The following is a 20,537-nucleotide window of genomic DNA, read 5'->3' on the forward strand; positions in this document are numbered from 1 at the left end:
AGACTTCAGTGTCCTCTACCACGACCGAGAAATCCGACATTTCGGCACAGTCACCGCACTGCCTCGTCGAGAAACACGGGCACGTCCTCATCGTCACCATGAACCGCCCCGAGGCCAGGAACGCGCTGTCCGGCGAGATGATGGCGATCATGAAGGACGCCTGGGATCAGGTCGACTCCGACCCGGACATCCGGGTCGCCATCCTCACCGGCGCCGGCGGCGCATTCTGCGCGGGCGCCGACCTCAAGGCCATGACGTCGCAACACCCGGGCGATTCGTTTTCAGGGGGCGGCTGGGACCTGTCCAAGATCGAGGCGCTGCTCAAGGGCCGGCGCCTCACCAAGCCACTCATCGCCGCGGTCGAGGGCCCCGCCATCGCCGGCGGCACCGAGATCCTGCAGGGCACCGACATCCGCGTCGCCGGCGAGAGCGCCAAATTCGGTGTCTCCGAAGCCAAATGGGGACTCTTCCCCCTCGGCGGGTCGGCCGTGCGTCTCGTCCGGCAGATCCCGTACACCGTCGCCGCCGACATCCTGCTCACCGGACGGCACATCACAGCCCCCGAGGCGAAGGAGATCGGCCTCATCGGGCACGTCGTCCCCGACGGTCAGGCCCTCGACAAGGCCCTCGAACTCGCCGACCTCATCGCCGCCAACGGCCCCCTCGCCGTCCAGGCGATCCTGAAAACCATCCGCGACACCGAAGCCATGCACGAGGAAGAGGCCTTCCAGATCGACGCCGCCCTCGGCACCGAGGTCTTCAAATCCGCCGACGCGAAGGAAGGCCCCCGCGCCTTCTCCGAAAAACGGGCGCCGACGTTCGAGGGTCGCTGACCTCTTTCGGGCGAATGTACCTTTCGGCGCATCTGAGGCGCCGAAAGGTACATCCGGCCAGTGCCTGAGAGTATCCACAGCCCCCTGACTTATCCACAGGCCCACCAAAACGCCTGGTCACTAAACCTCCCGCCGACGCCGGGTGGCTCATCATCGACTCCATGCGACGCGGAGAGTGGGGGCATCGCCCCGAAGACCTGTACGGAGTGAGCCGAACCGGCATCATTCGCACCGCTGAACTGAGGCAGTGGGGTGTGTCGAATTCGGCGATCGACGGTCGATGCCGCCCGGGCGGGCCCTGGCAACGCATCCTTCCGGGTGTCGTGATGCTCGGCAACGGCCGGCCGACGGCACGTCAGCGTGCAATCGCCGCGATCATGCTGAGCGGCGAGAATGCGGTCCTGACCGGGCGCGCGGCGCTGCACGAGTACGGCTACGGAGCCGCGTACTCCGGCGATGCCCATGTACTGATCGCCTCGCACCGCCGCGTTCAGTCCACCGGATTCGTGCTCGTCGAACGCACGACGCGGTTGCCGGAACCGTTGTTGCGCAACGGCCTTCCCTGCGCCCCGCTACCTCGTGCGTTGCTCGACGCGGCGCGACGGTGCCGCACCCTGAACGGCACGCGAGCCCTCATCGCCGAGGTGGTCCAACGAGGCGAGGTGAGCGTTGCCGAGCTGGTCGCGGAGTTGGACTCGGGCAGTTGCCGGGGCGCGGCACTCCCCCGGGCAGTGCTGCGCGAAGTGAGTGCCGATGTCCATTCGGTGTCCGAGGCCGAAGCCCGCAGACTGTGGTTGCGTAGTGGACTGCCCCGGATGCTCTTCAACCGCAGAGTCGTCGACGCCGCCGGACAATTCATCGCCGTGCCCGATGGCTGGATCGACGACGTCGCGTTCGCCTGGGACATCGACTCGCTCGACTGGCATCTCGCGCCGGAAGCGTACAAATCGACGGTCGAGCGCCGCACCCGGATGCAGAACCACGGCATCATCGTGCTGCCGACGCTACCGAGCGCCGTCCGCGACGACCCCGACCGCGTGATCGCGGACCTCCGGTCGCACTACCAGCTCGCGTCGTCCCGGCCCCGCCCGGAGGTCCGGATGCTCACAGCGCGCGGGTGAATGTACCGTTCACCGCCTCAGGTGCGCCGAAAGGTACATTCGCCCGCGCGGGGGGCGGCGGGCGGGGGCGGGGTGGTCGGGAGCAGACGGAGGTCAGCCCAGGACCGCGGAGGAGAGTTCGCGGACGTGGCCGGCGTCGCGGCAGGAGACGAGGAGCATGGTGACGCCGGCGTCGGCCCAGCGTTTGACGTCGGCGCGGACTTCGTCGACGTTGCCGATGATCATGGTTTCGGTGACCATCTCGTCGGGGACGACGGCGGCGGCTTCGTCTTTGCGGCCTGCGCGGAAGAGGCGGCCGATTTCGTCGACCTGGTCGCCGTAGCCCATGCGGGTGTAGACCTGGGCGTGGAAGTTGAGTTCCGGGGCGCCCATGCCGCCGACGTAGAGGGCGGTGATCGGTTTGAGTCCGGCGATGGCGGCGTCCCGGTCGTCCGTGACGATGACCTGGCAGGTGGCGGCGACTTCGAAGTCTGCGCGGCTGCGTCGGGCGCCGGGGCGGGCGAAGCCTTCGTCGAGCCATTCGTTGTACATGGGGGCGAGGCGGGGTGAGTAGTAGATGGCGAGCCAGCCGTCGGCGATCTCCGCGGTGAGCGCGACGTTCTTGGGACCCTCAGCGCCGAGCCAGATCGGGATGTCGGCGCGCAGCGGGTGGGTGATGGGTTTGAGCGGTTTCCCCAGACCGGTGCTGCCGGGACCGGTGTAGGGCAGCGGGTAGTGCGGGCCGTCGCTGGTGACGGGTTCCCGCCGCGACAGCACCTTGCGGACGATGGAGACGTATTCGCGGGTGCGGGCGAGCGGTTTGGTGAACGGCTGCCCGTACCACCCCTCGACGACCTGCGGCCCGGACACACCGAGCCCGAGGATCGCCCGGCCGCCGCTGAGGTGGTCGAGGGTGAGGGCGTGCATGGCGGTGCTGGTGGGTGTGCGCGCGGAGATCTGGACGACGGACGTGCCCAGCCGGACGCGCTCGGTGGTCGAACCCCACCAGGCGAGGGGGGTGAACGCGTCGGATCCCCAGGATTCGGCGGCGAAGACGGCGTCGAATCCCTCGGCTTCGGCTGCGGCGATCAACTCCGGCGCATTCGCCGGCGGCTGCGCGCCCCAGTACCCCAGTTGCAACCCGAGCTTCATCGTGTGCCTCCGCATCGACCGTCGTCAGAAGTGACCCTTGCCACAAACACTAGAACCTGTTCTACTCGAAGTTGTGAGCATGGGAAAGAGCGCGGTGGCCGAAAAATTCTCGAACGAACCGTTGAGCGCCCCGCTGAAACTTCAATTCGACTACACCCGATCGGTGGGTCCGACCATCGGTGCGTTCGTGACAGCGCTACGCGACCGCAAGGTCATCGGTGCCCGCGGCTCGGACGGACGCGTCTACGTCCCACCGCCCGAATTCGACCCGGGCACCGCCGAACCCCTCACCGACTTCGTCGGGGTCTCCGACGCCGGGACCGTGGTGAGCTGGACGTGGATGCCGGAACCGATTGCCGGACAGCCACTCACCACCCCGTTCGCGTGGGCCCTGATCAGGTTGGACGGCGCCGACACGTCGCTGGTGCACGCCGTGGACGTCGACTCCCCCGCCGGGATGAGCACCGGCATGCGGGTGCGGGCGCGCTGGGCGACGGATCGCGTAGGACGCATCCAGGACATCGTGTGCTTCGAGCCCGGCGAGTCGACGAACGAACCCGGGCCGTCCACCGAGTCGGAACCGGTCACCATGGTCACGACGCCGATCGATCTCGACTACCTGCACTCCGCGTCCGCCGAGGAGAGCTACTACCTCCGAGGGTTGAAGGCGGGCAAGCTGATCGGCGGCCGCACCGGACCGGGCGGCAAGGTGTACATCCCGCCGCGCAGCGCCAACCCCACCGACGGCATCCCGACGAAGGAGCAGGTGGAGCTGCCGGACCGGGGCATCGTCACGACGTTCTGCATCGTGAACGTCCCCTTCCTCGGGCAACGCATCAAGCCGCCGTACGTCGCCGCCTACGTGCTGCTCGACGGCGCGGACATCGCGTTCCTGCACCTGATCCTCGACTGCGACGCCGCCGACGTGCGGATGGGCATGCGCGTGGAGGCCAAGTGGAAGCCACGCGAGGAGTGGGGCTACACCCTCGAGAACATCGAGTACTTCAGGCCGACGGGTGAGCCCGACGCCGAGTACGACACCTACAAACACCACCTGTAAGGGCGCGGCACAATGACAGATATCGCAGTCGTCGGGTTCGCGCACGCACCCCACGTGCGCGAGACCACCGGCACCACCAACGGCGTCGAGATGCTGGTTCCCTGTTTCCAGCAGTTGTACGAGGAGCTCGGAATCACGAAGTCCGACATCGGTTTCTGGTGTTCCGGATCGTCGGACTACCTGGCCGGCCGGGCGTTCTCCTTCATCTCGGCCGTCGATTCGATCGGCGCGGTGCCGCCGATCAACGAATCGCACGTCGAGATGGATGCCGCGTGGGCGTTCTACGAGGCCTGGGTCAAGATCATGACCGGCGAGGTCGACACCGCGCTCGTCTACGGCTTCGGCAAGTCGTCGGCGGGCAACCTCCGCAAGATCCTGTCGATGCAGCTCGACCCCTACCTCGTCACGCCGCTCGCGCTCGACTCGGTGTCGCTCGCCGGACTGCAGGCCCGGCTCGGACTGGACGCCGGGAAGTGGACGTCCGAGGAGATGGCGGCCGTGGCCGCGCGCAGCCGGGCCGCCGCCGAGAGCAACCCGAATACCCAGCTATCGGGGCACGTCGACATCAACACACTGCTCGCCAGCCCGTTCGTCGCGGATCCGTTGCGCGCCCACGACTGCGCACCGATCACCGATGGTGCCGCCGCGGTCGTGCTCGCCGCCGGCGACCGTGCCCGTGAGTTGTGTGAGCGGCCGGCGTGGATCACCGGGATCGAGCATCGGATCGACTCCCCCAACTTCGGTGCCCGCGACCTGACGGTCTCACCGTCGACGACGGCCTCCGCCCGCGCCGCCACCGGTGGGGACGTCGGCGGAATCGACGTGGCCGAGCTGCACGGACCGTTCACCCATCAGGAACTGATCCTCCGCGAGGCCATCGGACTGTCCGATGCGACGACGATCAACCCGTCGGGCGGCCCGCTGAGCGGGAACCCGATGTTCTCGGCGGGCCTGGAACGCATAGGTTACGCAGCCAAGGCCATCATGGACGGCAACGCCGGGCGCGCGCTGGCGCACGCCACGAGTGGTGCTGTGCTGCAACAGAATCTGGTCGCAGTCTTGGAGGGACGCAACTGATGGCGAATCAATTGGCCGCCGTACTGGGCACCGGTCAGACCCATTACGTCGCGAAACGGCACGACGTGTCCATGTCCGGGCTGGTGCGCGAGGCGATCGACCGCGCGATGGACGACGCGCGGGTGGGCTGGGACGACATCGACGCCGTCGTCATCGGCAAGGCCCCCGACCTGTTCGAGGGGTCGATGATGCCGGAGCTCGCGATGTCGGACGCACTGGGCGCCAACGGCAAACCGCTCCTGCGTGTGCACACCGCGGGTTCGGTCGGCGGATCGACCGCGTGCGTGGCGTCCAGCCTCGTGAAGTCGGGGGTCCACAAGCGGGTGCTGACGGTGGCGTGGGAGAAGCAGTCCGAGTCGAACGCCATGTGGGCCCTGTCCACGCCGATTCCGTTCCACATGCCGGTCGGTGCCGGCGCGGGCGGCTACTTCGCCCCGCACGTCCGCTCGTACATCCGGCGGTCCGGGGCGCCCGACCACATCGGCGCGATGGTGGCAGTGAAGGACCGGCTGAACGGCAGCCTCAACCCCTACGCCCACCTCAAGCAGCCCGACATCACCCTCGAATCCGTGCAGGCCTCGCAGATGCTGTGGGACCCGATCCGCTACGACGAGACCTGCCCGTCCTCGGACGGCGCCTGCGCCCTGGTGATCGGCAACGAGGAGGCCGCCGAGCAGGTCACCGCCGACGGTCGTGAGGTCGCGTGGATTCACGCCACCGCGATGCGTACCGAGCCCACCACGTTCGCCGGACGCGACCAGGTGAATCCGCAGGCGGGCCGGGACGCCGCGGCAGCGCTGTGGAAGGCGGCCGGGATCAAGGATCCGCTCGACGAGATCGACGTCGCCGAAATCTATGTTCCCTTCTCCTGGTTCGAGCCGATGTGGCTCGAGAATCTGGGCTTCGTCGCCGAGGGGGAGGGCTGGAAGCTGACAGAGGCGGGCGAGACGGCTATCGGCGGCCGACTTCCGCTCAACGCGTCCGGCGGCGTGCTGTCGTCCAATCCGATCGGCGCCTCCGGGATGATCCGGTTCGCCGAGGCGGCGATGCAGGTGATGCACCGCGCCGGCGACCACCAGGTGAAGGACGCACGCAAGGCACTCGGGCACGCCTACGGCGGCGGTTCGCAGTACTTCTCGATGTGGGTGGTCGGTTCCGACCGGCCGAACAACTAGCAGTAGGGACGTCACCAGTGAAATTCACCGTCGGCATCGCCATGAATCCCCTCGATCAGTTGCCGGCTCTCGCGAAAACAGCCGAGGAGTGCGGGTTCTCGTCCATCGCACTCCCCGACTCGCTGTTCTTCATGGAGAAGCAGAGCGCCGACTACCCGTACACACCGGACGGCTCCCGGATGTGGACCGAGGAGACGCCGTGGGTGGATCCGCTGATCGCGGCGGCCGCGATGGGCGCGGTGACGTCGAAGATCGAGTTCTACACCCAGGTCCTCAAGCTGGGTTCCCGCAACCCGGTGCTCCTGGCACGCCAGGTCGGATCGGTCGCCAACCTGATCGGCAACCGGTTCGGCTTCGGCGTCGGGATCGGCTGGGCACCGGAGGAATTCGAATGGTGCGGGGTGCCGTACGCGAAGCGCGGTGCGCGTGTCGACGAGATGATCGACGTCATCAAACTGATCCTCGGCGGCGGGATGGTCGAGTATCACGGGAATTTCTACGACTTCGACCGCCTGCAGATGAGCCCCGCCCCGACGAAGCCGGTGCCGTTCTACGTCGGCGGGCACACCGATGTCGCCCTGCGCCGCGCGGCGCGGGTCGGCGACGGCTGGACGTCCGCGATGATCAAGTTCGACGATCTCGTGCAGGTCATCGCGCGGCTGCGGGAACTCCGCGAGGAGTACGGCCGCGCCGACCTTCCGTACGAGATCCAGACCGTCTGCATCGACCGTTTCGGCAAGGACGGGTACGCCGAACTCGAGGACGCCGGAGTGACCGACACGATCGTCGTCCCGTGGGTGTTCGACGGCATCGGCTTCGACGGACCGCTCGAGGCCAAGCAGGAGTCGCTGCGCAAGTTCGCCGACCAGTACATCGGATAGGGGGAAGGCATGACGACGACCGACCATCCCGCCCGCCTCGCCGGGCAGGCGTCCCGCGAGGCGGCCAGCGGCAGGCGCAAGGTAGAGTGGCTGGCCCTGTTCGCCGAGGACGCGTGTGTGGAAGACCCGGTCGGCCCTTCGGGTTTCGACCCCGAAGGCAAGGGTCACCACGGCCTCGACGCGATCTCCCGGTTCTACGACATGACGATCGCGACCACCGAATCGCTCGAGTTCCTCATCACCGATTCACTGGTCTGCGGAAACGAGAACGTGAACATCGGGACCATCCGGTCCACGGTCGCGGGATCGCAGATCGACGCCGAGGGTGTGTTCGTCTACCGCGTGAACGACGAAGGCAAGATCACCTCGCTGCGGGCCTTCTGGGAGGTCGAGCGGGCGATGAAGACACTGCGCAAGATCTAAGCGGTCTCGTCGAGGTGCCGGACGAAGAGAACGGCGTCGAGTTCGCCGACGCAGGCGGGGTCCAGCGGGAAGTACGTGGAGTTGCCCGACGGGTCTGCCCGCTTGTCCGCACCGCGGACGGCGTCCGCCACCGCCGCGGCAGGCACGAGACAACTCTCGCCGATCGCGAAGAGCCGATCCTCGAGGGTGCCCGGTGGCGGCTGTCCGATGCCGTGGCCGGGCGCCTCTCCGACGGCGGAACCGATGACCGTGTAGGCGTCGCCGAACCGCAGATTCAGGTGCGCGCCGGCGCACCACCAGTCCAGATGCATTCCGGCGAGATCCCAGTGGGTTTCGCCCTTCTGCACATGACCGTTGTGGGCGAAAACAAATGTCGGGCCCCGCTCGGCCTCCGCCCGCACCAGCGCGGACAGATTGTCCGCCATGAGGCTGTCGCGAATACCCAGTAGCCGGGCGATGCGGCGTGGGGAGTCCTCTGCCATTCCGGCGTGATAGCTGAGCAGGCGGGTGGCGACGCGACCGTGCAGTTCGGCCGTCCACCATTCGTCCCGCGTACCCGCGGCGACGAGGCGAGGCGCCTCCGACGCCAGCAGCGTCATCAGGTCTTCGGCGATCAGACGCAACTGTCGGGCCTCGGCAGTGGCTCCGACGGATCGGGTCGGGTCCATGGCGACGGCCGGGTCGCTCCAGCGGTCGTCGTCACCGATCAGCGCGGAGATCCGATCCGGAGTGCAGGGCAGATCCCTCTCGTCGAGGTGGGTCCGCAGGTAGGTGTCGAGGAAGGTCAGGGCCTGCCGGGGGCTGTCGGCGGATGTCATCTCGATGGGGGCGTCGAAACCGAAGAATCGCAGGCGCTCCTCCGGTTCACGGCGGCTGTTGTAGTCGGCCATCCATCGGACCAGGTCGCAGTTTGCCCGGGACTCACCGAATCCGTGGCTGAAACCCTGTGCCATGACGTCGTCGAGTGGCAGCACGTTCACGCCTCGCACCGAGGAATCGACGAGTATCCCCTTCAGGCAACTGCTTTCGATCGCGATGGATCGGTAACCCTCGTGTTCGACGACGTACCGGAACATCTGATTGCGGAGCAGTAGAAAACTCTCCTCCCCGTGCATGGGCTCGCCGAACCCGAGCAGGCGAGGCGCGGTGTCCAGGCGGCGAAGGAATGCGCGGAGGGCGACGGTGACGCTCGGGTCGCCTGGCGCGGAGAAGCCGGCGCCGAGGTCTGCGACAGTGGACTGCAGCGTCATGGCTCGCTCCAACCTTCCTCGCACGGAAAGAGGACAGCGGCGTCGGAGAGGATGAGGGTGCCCTCCGACGCCGCTGAATCAGGGGGGTCAGTGTCTGACCGGGCAACCGCCTGACGCAGTGTTGTAATCGACCTGAAACTCCTTGATGCCGTTGAGCCAGCCCGAGCGCAACCGCCGCGGATCTCCCAGCTTACTGATATCGGGCAGGTGATCCGCAATCGCATTGAAGATCAGGTCGATCTCGAGGCGCGCCAGGTTGGCGCCGAGACAGAAGTGGGCGCCGGTGCCGCCGAATCCGACGTGCGGATTGTCCTCCCGCAGGATGTCGAACTTCTCCGGGTTCTCGAACGCGTCCTCGTCGAAATTCGCAGAGCCGTAGAGCATTACGACTCGCTGCCCCTTCTTGATCTGCACTCCGCCGAGCTCGGTGTCTTCCAGTGCGGTGCGCTGGAACGAGTTGACCGGGGTCGCCCACCGGACGATCTCGTCCGCCGCCGTCTTGGGGCGCTCCTTCTTGTAGAGCTCCCACTGATCGGGATGGTCCAGGAACGCGATCATGCCGTGCGTGATGGCATTGCGGGTGGTCTCGTTGCCGGCGACCGCCAGCAGAATCACGAAGAAGCCGAACTCCTCGGGAGAGAGCTCATTTCCATCGATATCCGCTTCGATCAGCGTCGTGACGATGTCTTCGGCGGGGCACTTCTTGCGCTCGTCCGCCATCTGGTACGCGTAGCCGAGGATCTCCATCGATGCGGCGTTCGGGTCGATGTCCAGTTCGGGGTCGTCGTAGCCGGTCATCTGGTTCGACCAGTCGAACACCTTCAGTCGATCCTCCTGCGGCACACCGAGCAGTTCGGCGATCGCCTGCAGCGGAAGCTCGCACGCCACCTGGGTGACGAAGTCGCCTGCCCCCGACTTCGCGGCGTCCTTGACGATCTTCTCGGCGCGTTCGGTGAGTTCTTCGCGCAGGCTGTTGATCGCGCGGGGCGTGAAGCCGCGGGAGACGAGTTTGCGGAGTTTCGTGTGCTCGGGAGCGTCCTTGTTGATGAGGATGAAGCGCTGCATCTCGATGTTCTCGCGCGGGATGTCGTCGGCGAAGCGCACGATCGCGGTGTTCTCGTGGGTGGAGAACACGTCGCTGCGCCGCGACACCTCCTTGACGTCCTCGAGCTTGCTGACGACCCAGTAGCCGTCGTCGTGGAAGCCACCGATCTCCGGCGGCTGCGGGTTCCACCAGATCGGAGCGGTCTTCCGCAGTTCGGCGAACTCCCGGTAGGGGATGCGCTCTGCGTAGATGTCCGGGTCGGTGAAGTCGAAACCCTCTGGAAGATTGGGCTGCGCCACTGCTGTCTCCTGCCCTAGGCCATACACCACTCCGTGATGTGGAACACGTTCTACTAGCATTGAAGCACAAGCCGGGCGACGAGCAAAGGAAAGCTCATTCATCCCTTGCCCGGATAGCAGAACCTGTTCTATTTTCTGAGAACAAGGAAAGGAGCCCGCCGTGGGCACACCAGTAATCGTCGAGGCCGTACGCACTCCGATCGGAAAGCGTGGTGGCTGGCTGTCCGGATTGCACGCCGCCGAGATCCTCGGCGCCGCTCAGCGGGGCATCCTCGACCGCTCCGGCATCGACCCCGAACTGGTGGAACAGGTGATCGGCGGTTGCGTCACCCAGGCCGGTGCACAGTCGAACAACATCACCCGGACCGCGTGGCTGCACGCCGGACTGCCCTGGCAGGTCGGCGCCACCACGATCGACTGCCAGTGCGGCTCCGCCCAGCAGGCCAACCACCTCGTCGCGGGACTGATCGCCACCGACGCCATCGACGTCGGAATCGCCTGCGGCATCGAAGCGATGAGTCAGGTGCCGCTCGGCGCGAACGTCGGCGAGAACGCCGGCCCGCGCCGGCCCGCCGAATGGGACATCGACATGCCCAATCAGTTCGAGGCCGCCGAGCGGATCGCCCGTCGCCGCGGAATCACCCGCGCCGACGTCGAGGCCCTCGGCGTGCGTTCGCAGGCCCGCGCCAAGCAGGCGTGGGACGAAGGACGATTCGACCGGGAAGTGCTGCAGGTGACCGCGCCCGTCGTCGACAAGGACGGCACGCTCACGGGTGAGACGCAGGTGGTCAGCCGCGATCAGGGTCTGCGCGACACCACCGCGGAATCGCTCGCCAGGCTGAAGCCCGTTCTCGAGGGCGGTATCCACACCGCGGGCACGTCGTCGCAGATCTCCGACGGCGCCGCCGCCGTCATGCTCATGGACGAGGCCCGGGCCCGCGAACTCGGCCTGACGCCGCGGGCACGGATCATCTCCCAGGCACTCGTCGGCTCCGAACCCGAATTCCACCTCGACGGACCGGTCCAGGCCACGGCCCGCGTCCTCGAACGCAGCGGCATGAAGATCGGCGACCTCGACCTGTTCGAGGTGAACGAGGCCTTCGCGTCGGTGCTGCTGTCGTGGGCGTCGGTGCACGAACCCGACATGGACCGGGTCAACGTCAACGGCGGCGCGCTCGCGCTCGGCCATCCCGTCGGCAGCACCGGATCCCGTCTGATCACCACCGCACTGCACGAACTCGAACGCACCGACGGATCGACCGCGCTGATCACCATGTGCGCGGGCGGCGCACTCGCCACCGGCACCATCATCGAGCGGATCTAGGGCCGCCCGATGAACGCACCCACCGCCGCCGCCCGACCGCCCGGCCTCGACTCGAAGTGGACCGTCTCCGCCATCAAGTGGATGTCGAAAATCAACGTCGTGTTGTACCGGCGGACGGGTGGCCGGCTGGGCAGCAGGTGGCGGGTCGGCAGCGCCTTCCCGCGCGGTCTGCCCGTCTGCCTCCTCACCACCACCGGCCGGAAGAGCGGCGAACCGCGGATCAGCCCGCTGCTGTTCCTCGAGGACGGCGACCGGATCGTCCTCGTCGCGTCGCAGGGCGGCCTCCCCAAGCACCCGATGTGGTACCTCAACCTGCGCGCGAACCCACAGGTGACCGTCCAGGTGAAGTCGCGGATGCGGCCGATGACCGCCCACGTGGCCGATCCCACCGAACGCGCAGACCTGTGGCCCCGGCTCGTCGACATGTACGCCGATTTCGACAACTACCAGGCCTGGACCGACCGTACGATCCCCGTCGTCGTCTGCACTCCCCGATAGAACTGTATGTACCGCCGGGTAACGGGTGCCATGCCGGAGGACTTCTTGCAGTATTGACGCGTACGGACTTGTAGGACGGCCGAGGGCGAGGGAATTGCAGACATGAGTACACAGGTTCAAGATCGGATACACGACCGTCGCGAGCTCACCGCGGTCCTGCTGCGCGCACTCGAGCAGCGACACGAGGTTCTCGACGCCATCGTCGACAGCGAGGACCACGCCGAGGCCCTCACCACTGTCGCCGCACTCCTCGACACCACCGAGGCGTATGCGGAGGCCGTCCTCAACCTGACGTTCCGGCGGCTCACCAAGGTCGAGCGGCTGCGCATCCAGACGGAACTGAAAGACCTCGATGCCACGCTGGAGTGGACCGCGAGCGATCGGCCGGCGAGCACCGGGCGGAATTTCCGCCTCCGCCCGTTCACCGAAACCGATGAGGACGCCGACCTGTTCCGGCGCCGCTGCGTCGAGCAGGTCGACGACGCGGGCACGCAGTGGTCCGAGGAGCGGGTCGAGAAGGAACGCGCCGACGGCCTGAGCCGGGTCGACGACGAGTCCGCGGCATGGTTCGTGTGTGAGGACACCGCGGAGAACACGGCCGTCGGCATGGTGTTCGGCGAGTTGTCGGGGCGTGAGGTCGACGTCGCGATCTGGATCTCCCCCGACGCCCGGAAGAAGGGCTACGGCACCGCGGCCGTGAAGCACAGCCGTCAGGAACTCGCCGCCGAATTCCCGGGAACGGTACTGGTCGTCCGCGCTCCCGCCTGACCCGCAGGTGAGTGGCAAAGCGTGCGGGAGCACACTTTGCCACTCACGTGCGGTGGTCGGGGTCGCGCTGTTCGGTGACGCCCTGGGCCCACCGGTAGTCGGGTTTGCCGCTCGGCGTGCGCTGGACGGTCGGCTCCACCCACACCAGCCGCGGAATCTTGTAGCCGGCCAGGCTCTGCCGCACGTATTCCTCGAGCCCGGCGAAGTCGACGCCCCGGCCGTTGCGTGCCTGCACGACCGCGGAGACGCGGTGACCCCATCGTTCGTCGGGGACGCCGACGACGATGGCGTCCCAGACGTCGCGGTACGCCTTGACCGCGCTCTCGACTTCCTCGGCGAACACCTTCTCGCCGCCGGTGTTGATCACCATGTTGCCCCGGCCGAGGAGGGTGATCGATCCGTCGGCCTCGATCCGCGCACGGTCGCCGGTGACGACGACGGGTCGCCCGTCGACTTCCCGGAAGATCTCCCGGGTCTTCTCGGGGTCGTTGTAGTAGCCGAGGGGGACGTACCCGCCCTTCGCGAACCAGCCGTCCGTCCCGGAGCCCGGTTCGACGGGCACGTCGTTGTCGTCGAGCACCAGGGCGTACCGTCCGGCGGGCACCCGGGGCCCACCCACCTGATTCTCCCCCTTGGTGGCGAAACCGATTCCGCCGAAGCCGGTTTCGGAGGCACCGATGGAATCGGAGACCAGCAGTCCCGGGAACGCGTCGAGGAAGGCGTCCTTGATCACCGGGGAGAACAGCGCGGCCCCGGATGCCACGACACCCAGGCTCGACGTGTCGGTGCGCGAGGGTCGATGCGCCTCGATCAGCGGCCGCCCCATCGCGTCTCCGGTGATGATGAGGATCTGCACCCGGTGCCGCTCGACGAGCTCCCACGTCCGGTCGGCGTCGAACTTCGATTCCAGCAGCACGGTGTTGCCGCTGAACAGCGCGGTGAACGTCGGCATCATCGCGGCCGCGTGGATCAGCGGCGGCAACGCGAACCACAGCGTCGGTTCCCCCTGCGACCCCATCCGCGACTGCTGGTATTCGTCGTCGATCGACTCACCGGTGTAGAAGTCGAGCCCGCCCGCGAGGACGCGCCAGATCGCCTCGTGCGTCCACACCACCCCTTTGGGACGTCCCGTGGTGCCGCCCGTGTACATGATGAACAGGTCTTCGGAGCTGCGTTCGCCGAAGTCCCGGTCGCCGCTGCCGGACAACGCCTCCTCGTACGGCACCGAGTCGCTGGGCAGGCCGGCGCCACCGAGATCGTCCTCGACGACGACGGTGTGCCGGATCCTCGGCAGCGACGGCAGGACCTCCGCGATGCGCGGGGCGTAGATCCGATGGTGGACGACGGCGTCGAGTTCCGCGTTGCCGTAGACGTAGGCGAGTTCGTCGCTGGTGTAGCGGTAGTTGATGTTGACCGGGATCGCGCGAATCTTGTACGCCGCCAGCAGCGTCTCCATGGTCTCGATCGAGTTGTGCAGATGCACGCCGATGTGCGAACCGGTGGTCAGTCCGACGTCCAGGAAGTGGTGGGCCAGTCGGTTGGCCCGGTCTTCCAGTTCCCGGTAGGTGACGCGACGAGCGCCGCAGATCAGTGCCACCCGCTCCGGCATCGCGTCCACGGAATGCTCGAAGAGGTCCGCCAGGTTGTAGGCCACGGGAGTGTCCTCTCAAACGACTGTGAGTGGAAGGGGGATTCCGCGGTCGGTGAACGCGAAGTCGGCTCCCGTGCTGAACCGGGTGAGCGCGACCTCGGCTGCTTCCTTCGCGGGCGGCTCACCGGTGACGACCTCCACGGTCAGCGCCGTCGCCGTCTCCTCGACCACCCGCACCGCGAATCTCGGCGACACGCCTCGGACGAGCGCATTCAACGGCGCGAGGTGCTCGCCGTCGATCATCGACGGCCACGCCCCGTCCGCCCCGGCCCCGCAGTCCCGTCCGAGCGTGAGCAGCAGACGGTCGCCGAGCGCCAGCGTGACGTCCACGTACTGACGGGGATTGAACACCGGGTGCACGGTGAGGACGGCGGCCAGGCCCTCGAGATCCGCGGGCAGCCCGAGTGCGTTCCGGATCCGCTCCGACGTCAGTCCCGCGATGCCGGTGAGTTGCTTGCGGGCGAGGTCGAGCGCGGCCGCGTCGTCGGTGCGGGCCCGCACGGCGAGCAGGAAACCGAGGGTCAGCAGATGCTGCTGTATGCACACTTCCTCGGCCATCCGGGTCAGCGCCGAACGGGAGAAGTCCGCGAACCGGAGATCGTCGAGGAGTGCGCCGGCGTAGTCGTGCCGTCCCTGCCCGCCGCTGTCGATCGGCGACAGCGCGACCGTCGCCGCCCGCGACTTCCCGACCGTCACCAGACCGTCCGGAATCGGGGGCGGCACATGGGCGTCGTCGATGGTGACCGTCCAGAGACAGTGCGGTGTCCGGTCCGCGGGCCGTCGCGGCGGGCGGTGCACGGGACGCACCTGCGCGTGCGGGTTGGTGGCCAGTGCGGTGGCGTCGAACGTCGGGTCCTCGATGTCGTGGCACATGGCCGTCACGTATTCGTCGCCCATCGGTTCGACGTCCATCAGCGCGCCGCAGTGTTCGAGCCAGAACTCGCCGTGGTCGTGATCGGTGACGCGGTACCGGAAGTCCATGAATTGGGGCGGTGCGCCGATGTCGAGTTGCAGGCCCTTGAAGATCGTGACGACGCCGTCGCCCTCGAACCCCAGGGCCCGTTGCATCCGTCTCGTGTAGATCGGGCTGGAAGCCATCCACTCCTCGATCGCGACCTGCGTCATGCCCTCGCGACCGAACGCCCCGATCAGGTGCGGCATACCGGAGCGGTCGATGAGATGACCGCACAGGAGCAGTTCCGGAACGAGGATCGCGAGGTCCTCGCGGGACAGATCGGCGAACGACGCCGCAACCTTCACTGTACTCACCACAGCGGAACCGGGGCCTGCCCGACGGGATACCAGCCCGGCAACCGGCCGGACGTCGCGCGCTGGATCCGCGCGTTCATCCCGTCGGACATGGCGTTGTTCGTGATCATCTCGAGAAACAGGCTGGAGACGTTGCCGAAGTCGAAGAAGTCACGCTGCCAAGACCATTGGAAGTTGCCGCCGTACCGGAACCAGCTGCCACCGATTCCGGTGACCTGATAGTGCGTGCCGTCGTCGCGGGTGCGTTCGGACACCTGCTTCCAGAATCCGATGACGTCGCCGCTGCGATCGTCGACGACGAACTGCTGGTACGGATACTCCCAGCCCTCCAACCCGTCCATTTCCTGCCCGAGCGCCAGGTCGCGGATCTCGTCCCGGCCGACGGCCATGAAGTCGTCCTTCGGCCCGTAGTTCCATCCGTACGTGGCGTCCTCGGTGTACATCTCGGCGAGCGGCTTCCAGTCGCCGAGCGACTCGCACCTCTTGTTCTCGTCCACCCAGCGCTGCACCATCTCGTCGAGTTCGGCGCGGTCGAAAGGGGCCATCAGGAATCTCCTTCTGAGTCGTTGTCCGCGAGGATCCGCAGGGCCTGGGTCGGGCAGAAGCGCACGGCGCTCTCCACCTCCGCGCGCAGAGTCTCCGGTGGGTCGGTGTCGAGGATTTCGACCTTGCCGTGTTTGGGGACGGCGAAGACATCGGGTGCCTCCATCTCGCACACGGCATGGCCCTGGCACAGGTCGAGGTCGGCTTCGACTTTCATCACGTGCTTCGCTTCCGGTACCGCACCGTGCACGGCTGCTGCAGCTGCACCACCATCTTGCTGTGGTCGTTGCGGTATGTTTCGGACGGTTGCGCCATCTCGAACTCCCAGTCCTGCAGGAGAATCGAGAAGATTGCCTTCAGCTGCATCAGCGCGAACGCGGCCCCGACGCAGCGGTGCCTGCCTGCGCCGAACGGGATCCACGTCCAGCGGTTGACGATGTCTTCCTGGTTGGGGTCGATGTAGCGCTCGGGATCGAACGTGTCCGGGTTCGGGAAGTCGTCCGCGATCCGGTTGGAGATCGCCGGGGTGGCCGCCACGAGGTCGTTCTCGGCGATCCGGTAGCCGCCGACCTCGAAATCGCCGCGCGCGACGCGCAGCAGGATGATCAGCGGCGGATGCAGCCGCAGCGTCTCCTTCAGTACCGCCTCGAGTTTCGGGATCTGCCGGAGCGCCCCGAAGCTGATGTCGGAGCCGTCCGAGTAGAGGTCGTCGAGTTCGGCGACCACCTGCTTGGCGTAGTCCGGGTGCCGCAGCAACTCGATCAGGGTCCAGGCCGCGGTGCCGGACGTGGTGTGATGCCCGGCGAACATCATCGAGATGAACATGCCGGTGATCTCGTCGGCGGTGAAGCGCTCGTTGCCGTTCTCGTCCTTGATCGAGACGAGCACGTCGAGCATGTCCCGATCCTCCTTGCCCTGAGGCGGGTTCGCGATGCGCCCGGTCATGATGTCCTGGACGAGCGCCACCAGCTGCACGCGCGCCTCGTCCCGTCGGCGGAAACTCTCGATGTCGGCGTACGCGTCGACGTACGCGATGGGGTCGGTGCCCCGCTCCAGTTCGTGATACAGGTGCGCGAACCGGCCGTCGAGTTGCTCCCGGAACTTCTTCCCGATCAGGCAGGCCGAGGACGTGTAGATGGTCAGCTCCGCGAAGAACTCGAGGAGATCGATCTCCCCCTCGTCGCCCCACCGCGCCACCATGCGGTCGACCTCGTGGGCGATCGTCGCGGCATGGCCTTTCATCTGCTCGCCGCGCAGCGCCTGGTTGTGCAGCATCTCCTTGCGGCGCTCGGGGCTCGCGTCGAACACGACTCCCTCGCCGAAGATCGGCTTCATGAACGGGTAGGCGGCCTGCTGGTCGAGATCCTCGTCAGTGGAGCGGAAGAAGAATTCGTTGGCCTCGGCGCCGGACAGCAGCACCACCTTCTTGTCGGCGAGCTGGAAGACGCCGACATTGCCGCATTCGTCCCGGACGCGGCGCATCAGCGCGATCGGGTCGGTGCGCAGTTCGTCGAGATGTCCGTGCTCGTGCTCGCCGCCGGACACCCGTTGCGGGGAAACCGGATTCATTCTCCATCCTTTCGCAGGGGCGCCTCGGGCTGCACCTCGATCAGCACCATGTGTGCGCCACGGGGTGCACTGACGGCAGCGACGACGGCGTCGGCGATCGCGGAGGCGCGCAGAAAATACGAGTGCCGGGCGAATCCCCATTTCGCCCAGTCCTCGAGGACGGGTCCGATGACCTCCTCGGTGGTGTTCATCCCCATGGACGTCTGCGTGGGGCCCGGACGCACGACCGACGCCCGGACGCCGGTGCCCTCCAACTCCATTCGCATCTGCCGGCCCATCATCTCGACACCGGCCTTGGCGGCGTTGTACGCGCCCATCCGGGGCCGGGGCGTGTCGGCGCAGTCGGATCCGATCAGGACGAAGTCTCCGCGCCGGCGTTCGATCATGCCGGGAAGGATGCGGTGCGCGAGGCGCTGCGCGCCGACCAGGTGGACGTCGACCTGCGCCAGGAACTGGTCGGGGTCCATCTCGTGCGCAACGGAGAACTCCAGGTCTCCGGCTCCCGACAGCGCGATCTCGATGGGGCCCAGCGCCTTTTCGGCCGCGACGACGAATTCGTCGACGGAGGCGGTGTCGGTGACGTCCAGGTGGTGCGCGAACGCCTCTCCCCCGTTGCTGCGGATCTTCTCCGCGATCTCCTCGCACTCGGCGACCCGGCGGGCACCGAGCGCGACCGGATGACCGGCCTCCGCGAGCGCGTACGCCGTCGCCGTCCCGATTCCGGACGACGCCCCGGCGACGACCGACGGGCGGCGCTGCGGGTTGGGTTCGAATCTAGGCATCGCGGACCTGCACTTTCATGGGGAGGGTAGCGAAACCGCGCACGTTGGTCGAGTGGACCCGCACGCTGTTCGCCTCGTCGATGTCGTAGTCGTCGATGCGGGTGACGAGTTCGGTGAGGGCGATCCGCGCTTCCAGCCGGGCCATGTGGGCGCCGAGGCAGAAGTGGGTGCCGCCGCCGAAGCTCGCGAGCTTGTTGGACGTGTCTCGGCCGATCCGGTATGCGTCGGCGTCCTCGAACACCGCCGAATCGCGGTTCGCGGAGCCGATGAGGATGAGGACCTTGTCGCCGGCGGGAATCGTCCGGTCGTGGAAATCGAGGTCGACGGCCGCCGTCCGCGCGACCATCTGGCTGGACGTGTCGAAACGCAGGGTCTCCTCCACCCACTCCGGCACCCGGCTCGCGTCGTCGAACACGTGCCTGGCCTCGGCCGGATAGCGGAAACCCCAGTACAGCGCGTTCCCGAGCAGTTTGGTGGTGGTCTCGTTGCCCGCCACCACCATCAGGAACATGAAGGCGATGATCTCGTCGTCGGTGAGCCGGTCGCCGTCGATCTCCGCCTCGAGTAGGGCCGAGGTGAGGTCCTCGGTCGGCTTTCTGCGCCGCTCGGCCAGCATGTCGGCGTAGTAGCCGACGAGGTAGAGCGACGCCTCCATCGCTGCGTGCGGCACGTCGAGAACGCCCTCCTCGCGGTGCACCACCAGATCGGCGAGCCGGCGGAGTTCGCCGCGGTCGGCCTCCGGCACTCCCATCAGCTCCGAGATCACGTCCATCGGGAGCTTGCCCGCGAATTCGGCGATCCAGTCGAACTCGCCCGCGTCGAGCGCCGGGTCGAGGTACTGCCGGGTCAGATCCAGGATGCGGCCCTCCAGTTCGTTCACCCGCCTCGGGGTGAAGCCGCGGGACACCAATTGCCGCATCCGCATGTGCCGCGGATCGTCGAGTGCGAGAAAGGACATCGTCTTGTGGGCGTGCGGACCGTAGGCCGCCGGGTCGAGCGACACTCCGTTCGCGCTCGACAGGCGCTGGTTGTCGCGGAACGCCGCGACGACGTCGGCGTGCCGGGACAGCGCCCAGAAGTCGAGTTCCTCGTTGTAGTAGACCGGCGCCTCTTCCCGCAGTCTTCGATACGTGACGTACGGATCTTCGTGGAAGCCATAGTCGTACGGATTGAACGTCACCGGATTGCGGGACACCCCGGGCATCGAGGCTGCGGTCATGGCATCTACTCCAGAATCAGCTTGGCGGAAGTTTCGAGTCGGTCGGCGAATTGTGCGTAGGACCCGTAGCCCATGCCCGCGCGGACGAGGCCGCCGGCGTACAGCAGCTCCAGCGCTTCGAGGACGTCGGGGTCGTGACCCTCGCCCAGCGCCGTGGCGAGACGGTCCCGGATCTCGAGCCCGATGCGGGCGCGGAGGTGTTCCACGTCGGGGTCACGGCCGAGCAGCGCGTTGGTGACGGCGCCGGCGAGTTCGGGTTCGTCCGCCACCAGGAGGGCGATGTGGCGGAGGACGGCGACCACGCGTCCGGTGCGGTCGAGCCCGTCGTCCGCGGGCTGCGGCGGCGCCGCGGCGAGGCGGCGCCAGAAGACCTCGGCGACGAGGTGCTCCTTCGAGGAGAAGTAGGTGTACGCGGTTGCCGGCGCGACCCCGGCGAGACCGGCCACCGAGCGGACGGTGAGCCCCGCGAATCCCTCTTCGCGCAGTACCTCGACGGCCGCCTTGGTGAGTTTGTCGACGGTGTCGGCCTGCTTCTCGGTGAGACGGCGGCGGGTGGACTCGAAATTCATACTACTGGACACGTGTCTGGACGCTACTACAGTTAGCGGTCCCTGGCAAT

The 20,537-nt window shown here is 67.3% G+C and carries 21 protein-coding genes; 10 read left to right on the top strand and 11 right to left on the bottom strand.

From position 1 onward, the window contains the following. The first annotated feature begins 8 nt into the window (after nt 1-8). Entirely contained in the window at nt 9-833 is an 825-nt protein-coding gene (locus ACFTWF_RS15090; RefSeq protein ID WP_378462013.1) for a crotonase/enoyl-CoA hydratase family protein, read from the top strand. Between the two features lie 161 nt (nt 834-994). Next, complete coding sequence (locus ACFTWF_RS15095; protein ID WP_378462014.1) at nt 995-1,954, top strand: hypothetical protein; 960 nt, start codon at nt 995-997, stop codon at nt 1,952-1,954. Nucleotides 1,955-2,047: 93 nt separating this feature from the next. On the opposite strand, the gene ACFTWF_RS15100 is transcribed toward ACFTWF_RS15095, so the two are convergent. After that, complete coding sequence (locus ACFTWF_RS15100; protein ID WP_378462015.1) at nt 2,048-3,085, bottom strand: LLM class F420-dependent oxidoreductase; 1,038 nt, start codon at nt 3,083-3,085, stop codon at nt 2,048-2,050. Between the two features lie 79 nt (nt 3,086-3,164). Here ACFTWF_RS15100 and ACFTWF_RS15105 point away from each other — a divergent pair, with 79 nt between their 5' ends. Genes ACFTWF_RS15105 through ACFTWF_RS15125 form a run of 5 tightly spaced genes read left to right on the top strand, consistent with a single transcriptional unit; the run spans nt 3,165 to nt 7,701 of the window. After that, the gene (locus ACFTWF_RS15105; RefSeq protein WP_378462016.1) at nt 3,165-4,145 is read left to right on the top strand and encodes a Zn-ribbon domain-containing OB-fold protein; all 981 of its coding nucleotides are present in this window, start codon (nt 3,165-3,167) and stop codon (nt 4,143-4,145) included. A gap of 12 nt (nt 4,146-4,157) precedes the next feature. Beyond that, nucleotides 4,158-5,222 carry a thiolase domain-containing protein gene (locus tag ACFTWF_RS15110; RefSeq protein ID WP_378462017.1) on the top strand — a complete coding sequence of 355 codons (1,065 nt, stop codon included), beginning with the start codon at nt 4,158-4,160 and terminating at the stop codon, nt 5,220-5,222. After that, on the top strand, nt 5,222-6,397 hold the full coding sequence (locus tag ACFTWF_RS15115) for a thiolase domain-containing protein (RefSeq protein WP_378462018.1): 1,176 nt from the start codon (nt 5,222-5,224) through the stop codon (nt 6,395-6,397). Before ACFTWF_RS15110 ends, ACFTWF_RS15115 begins: the two co-directional genes overlap by 1 nt. Nucleotides 6,398-6,414: 17 nt before the next feature. Continuing rightward, entirely contained in the window at nt 6,415-7,278 is an 864-nt protein-coding gene (locus ACFTWF_RS15120; RefSeq protein ID WP_378462019.1) for a TIGR03619 family F420-dependent LLM class oxidoreductase, read from the top strand. Between the two features lie 9 nt (nt 7,279-7,287). Then, nucleotides 7,288-7,701 carry a nuclear transport factor 2 family protein gene (locus ACFTWF_RS15125; protein ID WP_378462020.1) on the top strand — a complete coding sequence of 138 codons (414 nt, stop codon included), beginning with the start codon at nt 7,288-7,290 and terminating at the stop codon, nt 7,699-7,701. Here the strand turns inward: ACFTWF_RS15125 and ACFTWF_RS15130 are convergent. Both ACFTWF_RS15130 and ACFTWF_RS15135 read right to left on the bottom strand, forming a co-directional pair. Next, nucleotides 7,698-8,951, bottom strand: coding sequence for an erythromycin esterase family protein (locus ACFTWF_RS15130; protein ID WP_378462021.1), 1,254 nt, complete (start codon nt 8,949-8,951; stop codon nt 7,698-7,700). The two genes, ACFTWF_RS15125 and ACFTWF_RS15130, sit on opposite strands and share 4 nt — an antisense overlap. 87 nt (nt 8,952-9,038) lie before the next feature. Further along, nucleotides 9,039-10,295 carry a cytochrome P450 gene (locus ACFTWF_RS15135; protein ID WP_378462022.1) on the bottom strand — a complete coding sequence of 419 codons (1,257 nt, stop codon included), beginning with the start codon at nt 10,293-10,295 and terminating at the stop codon, nt 9,039-9,041. 160 nt (nt 10,296-10,455) lie between these two features. Between ACFTWF_RS15135 and ACFTWF_RS15140 the strand changes: the two genes are divergently transcribed. The 3 genes from ACFTWF_RS15140 to ACFTWF_RS15150 all read left to right on the top strand — a co-directional run bounded on the left by ACFTWF_RS15140 (nt 10,456) and on the right by ACFTWF_RS15150 (nt 12,885). Next, nucleotides 10,456-11,619 (top strand): steroid 3-ketoacyl-CoA thiolase, encoded by a 1,164-nt coding sequence (locus ACFTWF_RS15140; protein ID WP_378462023.1) that lies wholly within the window; start codon nt 10,456-10,458, stop codon nt 11,617-11,619. Between the two features lie 9 nt (nt 11,620-11,628). Further along, on the top strand, nt 11,629-12,117 hold the full coding sequence (locus tag ACFTWF_RS15145) for a nitroreductase family deazaflavin-dependent oxidoreductase (protein ID WP_378462024.1): 489 nt from the start codon (nt 11,629-11,631) through the stop codon (nt 12,115-12,117). 102 nt (nt 12,118-12,219) lie between these two features. Beyond that, complete coding sequence (locus ACFTWF_RS15150) at nt 12,220-12,885, top strand: GNAT family N-acetyltransferase (protein WP_378462025.1); 666 nt, start codon at nt 12,220-12,222, stop codon at nt 12,883-12,885. A gap of 43 nt (nt 12,886-12,928) precedes the next feature. On the opposite strand, the gene ACFTWF_RS15155 is transcribed toward ACFTWF_RS15150, so the two are convergent. From ACFTWF_RS15155 to ACFTWF_RS15190, 8 genes are read right to left on the bottom strand one after another with little or no spacing between them, the layout of a single operon-like run. Beyond that, complete coding sequence (locus ACFTWF_RS15155) at nt 12,929-14,539, bottom strand: acyl-CoA synthetase (RefSeq protein WP_378462026.1); 1,611 nt, start codon at nt 14,537-14,539, stop codon at nt 12,929-12,931. A gap of 12 nt (nt 14,540-14,551) precedes the next feature. Beyond that, on the bottom strand, nt 14,552-15,808 hold the full coding sequence (locus ACFTWF_RS15160) for a hypothetical protein (RefSeq protein WP_378462027.1): 1,257 nt from the start codon (nt 15,806-15,808) through the stop codon (nt 14,552-14,554). After that, on the bottom strand, nt 15,802-16,350 hold the full coding sequence (locus ACFTWF_RS15165) for a nuclear transport factor 2 family protein (RefSeq protein ID WP_185727730.1): 549 nt from the start codon (nt 16,348-16,350) through the stop codon (nt 15,802-15,804). Before ACFTWF_RS15165 ends, ACFTWF_RS15160 begins: the two co-directional genes overlap by 7 nt. Continuing rightward, nucleotides 16,350-16,565 (bottom strand): ferredoxin, encoded by a 216-nt coding sequence (locus ACFTWF_RS15170; protein ID WP_378462028.1) that lies wholly within the window; start codon nt 16,563-16,565, stop codon nt 16,350-16,352. The genes ACFTWF_RS15165 and ACFTWF_RS15170 overlap by 1 nt, the downstream gene beginning before the upstream one ends. Then, on the bottom strand, nt 16,565-17,917 hold the full coding sequence (locus ACFTWF_RS15175; protein WP_378462029.1) for a cytochrome P450: 1,353 nt from the start codon (nt 17,915-17,917) through the stop codon (nt 16,565-16,567). Before ACFTWF_RS15175 ends, ACFTWF_RS15170 begins: the two co-directional genes overlap by 1 nt. Further along, nucleotides 17,914-18,699 (bottom strand): SDR family oxidoreductase, encoded by a 786-nt coding sequence (locus ACFTWF_RS15180; RefSeq protein WP_378462030.1) that lies wholly within the window; start codon nt 18,697-18,699, stop codon nt 17,914-17,916. The genes ACFTWF_RS15175 and ACFTWF_RS15180 overlap by 4 nt, the downstream gene beginning before the upstream one ends. Further along, on the bottom strand, nt 18,692-19,918 hold the full coding sequence (locus ACFTWF_RS15185; protein WP_378462031.1) for a cytochrome P450: 1,227 nt from the start codon (nt 19,916-19,918) through the stop codon (nt 18,692-18,694). Before ACFTWF_RS15185 ends, ACFTWF_RS15180 begins: the two co-directional genes overlap by 8 nt. Before the next feature lie 5 nt (nt 19,919-19,923). Further along, nucleotides 19,924-20,487 (bottom strand): TetR/AcrR family transcriptional regulator, encoded by a 564-nt coding sequence (locus ACFTWF_RS15190; protein WP_378462032.1) that lies wholly within the window; start codon nt 20,485-20,487, stop codon nt 19,924-19,926. Nucleotides 20,488-20,537 lie beyond the last annotated feature (50 nt).

It is taken from the genome of Rhodococcus sp. NPDC056960, assembly GCF_042674125.1.
GTDB lineage: Bacteria > Actinomycetota > Actinomycetes > Mycobacteriales > Mycobacteriaceae > Rhodococcus_F.

What these genes read in the sequence shown, in the direction of transcription:
- ACFTWF_RS15170 (WP_378462028.1), bottom strand. Translation starts at nt 16,565, where the DNA reads ATGAAAGTCGAAGCCGACCTCGACCTGTGCCAGGGCCATGCCGTGTGC.
- ACFTWF_RS15150 (WP_378462025.1), top strand. Translation starts at nt 12,220, where the DNA reads ATGAGTACACAGGTTCAAGATCGGATACACGACCGTCGCGAGCTCACC.
- ACFTWF_RS15180 (WP_378462030.1), bottom strand. Translation starts at nt 18,699, where the DNA reads ATGCCTAGATTCGAACCCAACCCGCAGCGCCGCCCGTCGGTCGTCGCC.
- ACFTWF_RS15190 (WP_378462032.1), bottom strand. Translation starts at nt 20,487, where the DNA reads ATGAATTTCGAGTCCACCCGCCGCCGTCTCACCGAGAAGCAGGCCGAC.
- ACFTWF_RS15105 (WP_378462016.1), top strand. Translation starts at nt 3,165, where the DNA reads ATGGGAAAGAGCGCGGTGGCCGAAAAATTCTCGAACGAACCGTTGAGC.
- ACFTWF_RS15115 (WP_378462018.1), top strand. Translation starts at nt 5,222, where the DNA reads ATGGCGAATCAATTGGCCGCCGTACTGGGCACCGGTCAGACCCATTAC.
- ACFTWF_RS15110 (WP_378462017.1), top strand. Translation starts at nt 4,158, where the DNA reads ATGACAGATATCGCAGTCGTCGGGTTCGCGCACGCACCCCACGTGCGC.
- ACFTWF_RS15130 (WP_378462021.1), bottom strand. Translation starts at nt 8,951, where the DNA reads ATGACGCTGCAGTCCACTGTCGCAGACCTCGGCGCCGGCTTCTCCGCG.
- ACFTWF_RS15165 (WP_185727730.1), bottom strand. Translation starts at nt 16,350, where the DNA reads ATGGCCCCTTTCGACCGCGCCGAACTCGACGAGATGGTGCAGCGCTGG.
- ACFTWF_RS15100 (WP_378462015.1), bottom strand. Translation starts at nt 3,085, where the DNA reads ATGAAGCTCGGGTTGCAACTGGGGTACTGGGGCGCGCAGCCGCCGGCG.
- ACFTWF_RS15185 (WP_378462031.1), bottom strand. Translation starts at nt 19,918, where the DNA reads ATGACCGCAGCCTCGATGCCCGGGGTGTCCCGCAATCCGGTGACGTTC.
- ACFTWF_RS15175 (WP_378462029.1), bottom strand. Translation starts at nt 17,917, where the DNA reads ATGAATCCGGTTTCCCCGCAACGGGTGTCCGGCGGCGAGCACGAGCAC.
- ACFTWF_RS15095 (WP_378462014.1), top strand. Translation starts at nt 995, where the DNA reads ATGCGACGCGGAGAGTGGGGGCATCGCCCCGAAGACCTGTACGGAGTG.
- ACFTWF_RS15125 (WP_378462020.1), top strand. Translation starts at nt 7,288, where the DNA reads ATGACGACGACCGACCATCCCGCCCGCCTCGCCGGGCAGGCGTCCCGC.
- ACFTWF_RS15145 (WP_378462024.1), top strand. Translation starts at nt 11,629, where the DNA reads ATGAACGCACCCACCGCCGCCGCCCGACCGCCCGGCCTCGACTCGAAG.